We start from the raw sequence: 4,291 nt of genomic DNA on the forward strand, positions 1-4,291 counted from the left end.
TCTGGTAATCTTTCAACAAACAACCGACGGGAAAATGCGCGGCGGTTCTAAAAGTGGTTACGATGGGGATTGCATACTCTTTGTAGAAAAATTTGAAGACTACAAACAACATTATGTGTACCAAGATAAAAACAGGTATCAAAACAGAAATTTAGCAGAGTTACAGTACAATATTTATTCAGGGAAATTAAATCCTATAATTAACGAAGAAAAAGTAAATATACAAGACGTTGAATTTTAATAGCTTCCTTTTAAGTATTTAGAGATTCTTTAAAATAATTTCATTAAAAAGCCGTAATTAATTTATGGCTTTTTTGCTACCCCGAAAACTATTAATACATGAAAATAAAAATCTTAAAAAAAAGTAAAAAGTATCTAAACTATTTAGGTGAAATTTTAAAATGGTTTGATAAAGAATCAAAAGTAAGTAAGTCAATATTTGATCTAAAATATTTTAAAGATATTATATCAACAGCAGTATTTACTACAATATTTTGTTATGCTTTTACAAGTAGTTATTTTAATTTTTTTGGAATTAATTACTTTGAAAGCTTTTCGAGCACAGATATTTACAATTTCACATTAAGTAAGATAGATTTATTATCAGACTTCATAACTATAATAGTTATTATATTTTTAGCTTCTTTGGGCTTTTTTATTCCATTTATAATGGAGAAAAACAACAAAAACAAAAACAAAAAGAAGAAGAAGAAGAAAAACAAAAAAAAGAAGAGGAAAAGTTTAAGTTATGGAGATGTTTTTTTGTTTTTAGTTATTTCTCTTTCAATAACTTATATTGTATATCTAGCTTTATCTATTTTAATGGGGGAATATTCCTTAATTGTCATTATTTATTCATGGATAATTATACTAATGTTTTTTTATAAGATTGATTCAATGAATAGTTTAGTACTGATAATTATTGCATGTTTGATTTATCTAAATGGTTTTCTACTTGGGAAATCCTATGCTAAATTATTTTACGAACAAGGAAAAAGCTCCACTAAATTATTAGATAGTAATAATCACAACATTTTAAAAAAATCTCAAATAATAATTGGTCAAAACGAAACAGCATTTATAATACTTGATAAAAATGATAGTATTGTCAATTATATTAAAAAATCTGATATTGAGAAGGTGAGTTTTAAGGCTAAAACTCGATAAATAAAAAAGGTTGGTATTAATCAAGATACCAACCTTTTAAATGCATTAAATAAAAATTTTTCAATTACTCAATCCATGTGCTTTTAGAGCAAACTATATTCCATTTATTATTTTTCTTAATTAATAGATTAAAAGCCCCTCCATACCTAGCACTTTCATAATACATGGCAGCTGTTCCTTTTCTAAAAATAACAGGTAGAGAAATATAGTCTGTTTTTATATTTTTATTTTTAGTTACATTTAATTCATTAAATGCTTTTTTTAAATTTATAGTTTTTACTTCTTTAAATTTTTGCTTTATAAATTTTAATTCTTCATTAGTGATTAATTCTTTTTTATTACTGTTACATAAATCGAATTCAAAAAAGTTTATATCTATAAGATTATCAATACTTTTACCTAAGTCTTTGTCTATAGTTTTATAATATACAGACCTTTTCGTTGATAGAAAATTTAAAATTTCTTTAACTTCATTTTTTTCACCATAGTTTTGATAGGAACTACAACTTACCAAAGTAAAGAGTAATAAAAACTTAATTACACCTTTCGCCTCTTGTATTAGGTCTAGCATATCTTTCATTTTGTATTTGAGTTTGACTTAATAAAAAAACTAAGAGGTATGAAATACTATTAAAGTAGCATAACTGTATTCTCCTTTAGTTTTTTAAGTATTTCAATAGGGTTATTAACACCTTCGATAAAAACTAAATCAGAAACTGTTCCCTTCGGTTTATTATATCTTTTTTCTAAACCTTCTGAGTTTTTACTTATGAGTGAATCATCTTCTAAATTATCAATTATTTCTTGAATTAGATTTAAAGATTTTTCATCATTTAAACTCTTCCATTCGACAATAGAATCTGTAAGTAATAACTTTATAAAATCATCTAATGTAGTATGCTTCCAATAAGATAATAAGTCATCTTCTGTTAAATTTTTATTTGAGATTTTATTAATTTGATCTATAGCTTCTACAGCTTTAATTTTTTTATCCTCAAATAATAAAATTATTCTTTTTATTTCTTCATTTTTCATATAGTAAATATAACTAATAACAATACCTAACTTTTATATTTCTTGTTCTAGTTTTTTAATTTTCAATTTTAAATACTTATAAAGAAGAAAAAATAACCTAATAATTAAATAGATAGAAAGAAATAAAAGTAAAGTCAATACTATATATATTATTAATAAAGTCGGGCTTGTATCAATGGGGGCTGGGTTGTACATACTAGTAAAATAAAATTATAAAAACCTCTTAGAAAAAAATCTAAGAGGTTTAAAAGTAGTTATTCATTAATCTTATTTTCAAAATATTTAGTTTTTACTTTCAAATATTTTGTGATTAAAAAATATAATTTAAAGATTAAGAATATAACTACAATAAACATAGTTTGTAGTGTAATCTGAATTATATCAGCTATTAGATTTGGTTCGAATGAATTAGTCATTTTTTATCTCTTTTTCTAATTTTTTAATTTTAAGGTTTAAATATTTCATTACTAAAAAGCATAGCCTAATTCCTATATATAAAATACCAATAAACAATAATAATATTATTATATAAATTATTAAAAGTGGAATACCGCTACTAATAGGTTCTGGGTTGTACATACTAGTAAAATAAAATTATAAAAACCTCTTAGAAAAATCTAAGAGGTTTAAAAGTAGTTATTCATTTATTTTGCTTTCTAGGTATTTAGTTTTTACTTTCAAATATTTTGTGATTAGAAAGTATAGTTTAAATACTAAAAAAATAATAGCTATAGAAGCTAATGTGAAAAAATAGTATATTATTTGTCCGATTAAGCTTGGTTCAATTGAGTTATTCATTTTTATTGTTATTTAATTTCCTATTATACCCCAGATGCTAATTGCTTCACCTGTTTTATTATTTAATTTCAAAAAGACTTCAGCAGCTTCTTCATATGATAAAGATATAGATAAAGGTTTTATATGCAAACCATATTTAATATCCGCTATTACTTTTATTTTTGTTATATCTCCAATCTCTGAAAATATAGCATAATCATCTTGCTCCCAGTCTACAAAAGTTGTAAAACCTGTTAGCTTCGTGTTTAAACTTACTATTTCAAATTCATTAGTAGAAGTATTAGCATCGTCTAACTTACATTTTAAGCGCGCATTTATATGAACTCCTTCAAGATACTCAGCTGAAAAGTTAATTAATCTATCTCTTCCCCCTAAAGATGTAGTTGTATATTCTTCATTTTCAAATAATACATTTTTAGAGTTTATTATAAAGTTATTTAATTCTATAGAAGAATTTATTTCTTTTCTATCACTTTCAGCAATTGTATTATCTATTTTAAGATTATAAACATTGAATAGGTTTATCAATTCTAATGCTTGATTATGGTTATCATATAGCCATCTTTTTTGGTTATGATTTGTTAACCTTTTATCTCTAATAAATTTAACAATTTTAGCCCCTGCTGCTAGTTCACGTAAAATTCTTATTCTTTCTAATTGTTCAGCTTGTCCTTCTGGTTCTTCATTTCCTTCCTCATCGGTAGGTAATGGGTTTGATGTATCTTCACTATCTTGTTGTGCAGCAGCTCGTAATCTGTTAACATATTCTGCTGCTTTATTTGGGTTTGCATTTAACCATTCCTGTTGATCTGCATCTGTTATTCCTAACTTTCTTACAATATTATCTACATTTAAAGTTGTACCTATAGGAGTTCTGCGTATTTGATTAGCAATAGTTTGATCTCTTAATCTATTATGATCTCGTTTAGCAGAACCAGCAGCAAAAGGGTTGTTATGATATTTGTTTTTTAAAATTATTTTCCAATATAAAGGATGAAAGACTGTATAATCTTCGTATTGATCTCTAACTTTATTTTCTATAAAATTGGTATTAGCAATATCTATTCTATTATTAAATTGATTAAATATTCTTGCTGCTTCTGCACTAAGTACGTAAGGAGGACTACTGTATCTTTTGTATTGTTCATAATGAATTAAAAACTGCATCATGTTTATGCGATCCCAGTAATCTAAATTATGATAAAAAGCATTCTTATCTCTTAATGCATCAGGCTCTAATTGTGGTCTAAGATTGTACCAACCTAGTCTGTTTTTCATAAAGCCTAATTCA

General features: G+C 24.8%; 5 protein-coding genes. 2 read left to right on the plus strand and 3 right to left on the minus strand.

The window, feature by feature from the left end; all coding sequences use genetic code 11:
- Together ACKTTC_RS17170 and ACKTTC_RS17175 are read left to right on the plus strand one after the other, a co-directional pair.
- Positions 1-241 (plus strand): hypothetical protein (locus tag ACKTTC_RS17170; RefSeq protein ID WP_408041087.1); only part of this gene is annotated, 241 nt, incomplete at its 5' end.
- A gap of 428 nt (positions 242-669) precedes the next feature.
- The gene (locus tag ACKTTC_RS17175) at positions 670-1,167 is read left to right on the plus strand and encodes a hypothetical protein (protein ID WP_408041088.1); all 498 of its coding nucleotides are present in this window, start codon (positions 670-672) and stop codon (positions 1,165-1,167) included.
- Positions 1,168-1,231: 64 nt separating this feature from the next.
- Here the strand turns inward: ACKTTC_RS17175 and ACKTTC_RS17180 are convergent, their stop codons facing one another.
- From ACKTTC_RS17180 to ACKTTC_RS17190, 3 genes are all read right to left on the minus strand, one after another.
- A complete protein-coding gene (locus ACKTTC_RS17180; RefSeq protein WP_408041089.1) occupies positions 1,232-1,738 on the minus strand; it encodes a hypothetical protein in 507 nt (168 codons plus the stop codon).
- Positions 1,739-1,797: 59 nt separating this feature from the next.
- Positions 1,798-2,202 (minus strand): hypothetical protein, encoded by a 405-nt coding sequence (locus ACKTTC_RS17185; RefSeq protein WP_408041090.1) that lies wholly within the window; start codon positions 2,200-2,202, stop codon positions 1,798-1,800.
- 810 nt (positions 2,203-3,012) lie between these two features.
- The gene (locus ACKTTC_RS17190) at positions 3,013-4,278 is read right to left on the minus strand and encodes a hypothetical protein (RefSeq protein ID WP_408041091.1); all 1,266 of its coding nucleotides are present in this window, start codon (positions 4,276-4,278) and stop codon (positions 3,013-3,015) included.
- Positions 4,279-4,291 lie beyond the last annotated feature (13 nt).

Origin of the sequence: Tenacibaculum amylolyticum (genome assembly GCF_964511145.1) — a bacterium.
GTDB classification, from domain to species: domain Bacteria; phylum Bacteroidota; class Bacteroidia; order Flavobacteriales; family Flavobacteriaceae; genus Polaribacter; species Polaribacter amylolyticum.

Bases quoted from the DNA above. Each gene is read 5' to 3' on its own strand.
- ACKTTC_RS17175 (WP_408041088.1), top strand. From the start codon at position 670: ATGGAGAAAAACAACAAAAACAAAAACAAAAAGAAGAAGAAGAAGAAA.
- ACKTTC_RS17180 (WP_408041089.1), bottom strand. From the start codon at position 1,738: ATGCTAGACCTAATACAAGAGGCGAAAGGTGTAATTAAGTTTTTATTA.
- ACKTTC_RS17185 (WP_408041090.1), bottom strand. From the start codon at position 2,202: ATGAAAAATGAAGAAATAAAAAGAATAATTTTATTATTTGAGGATAAA.
- ACKTTC_RS17190 (WP_408041091.1), bottom strand. From the start codon at position 4,278: ATGAAAAACAGACTAGGTTGGTACAATCTTAGACCACAATTAGAGCCT.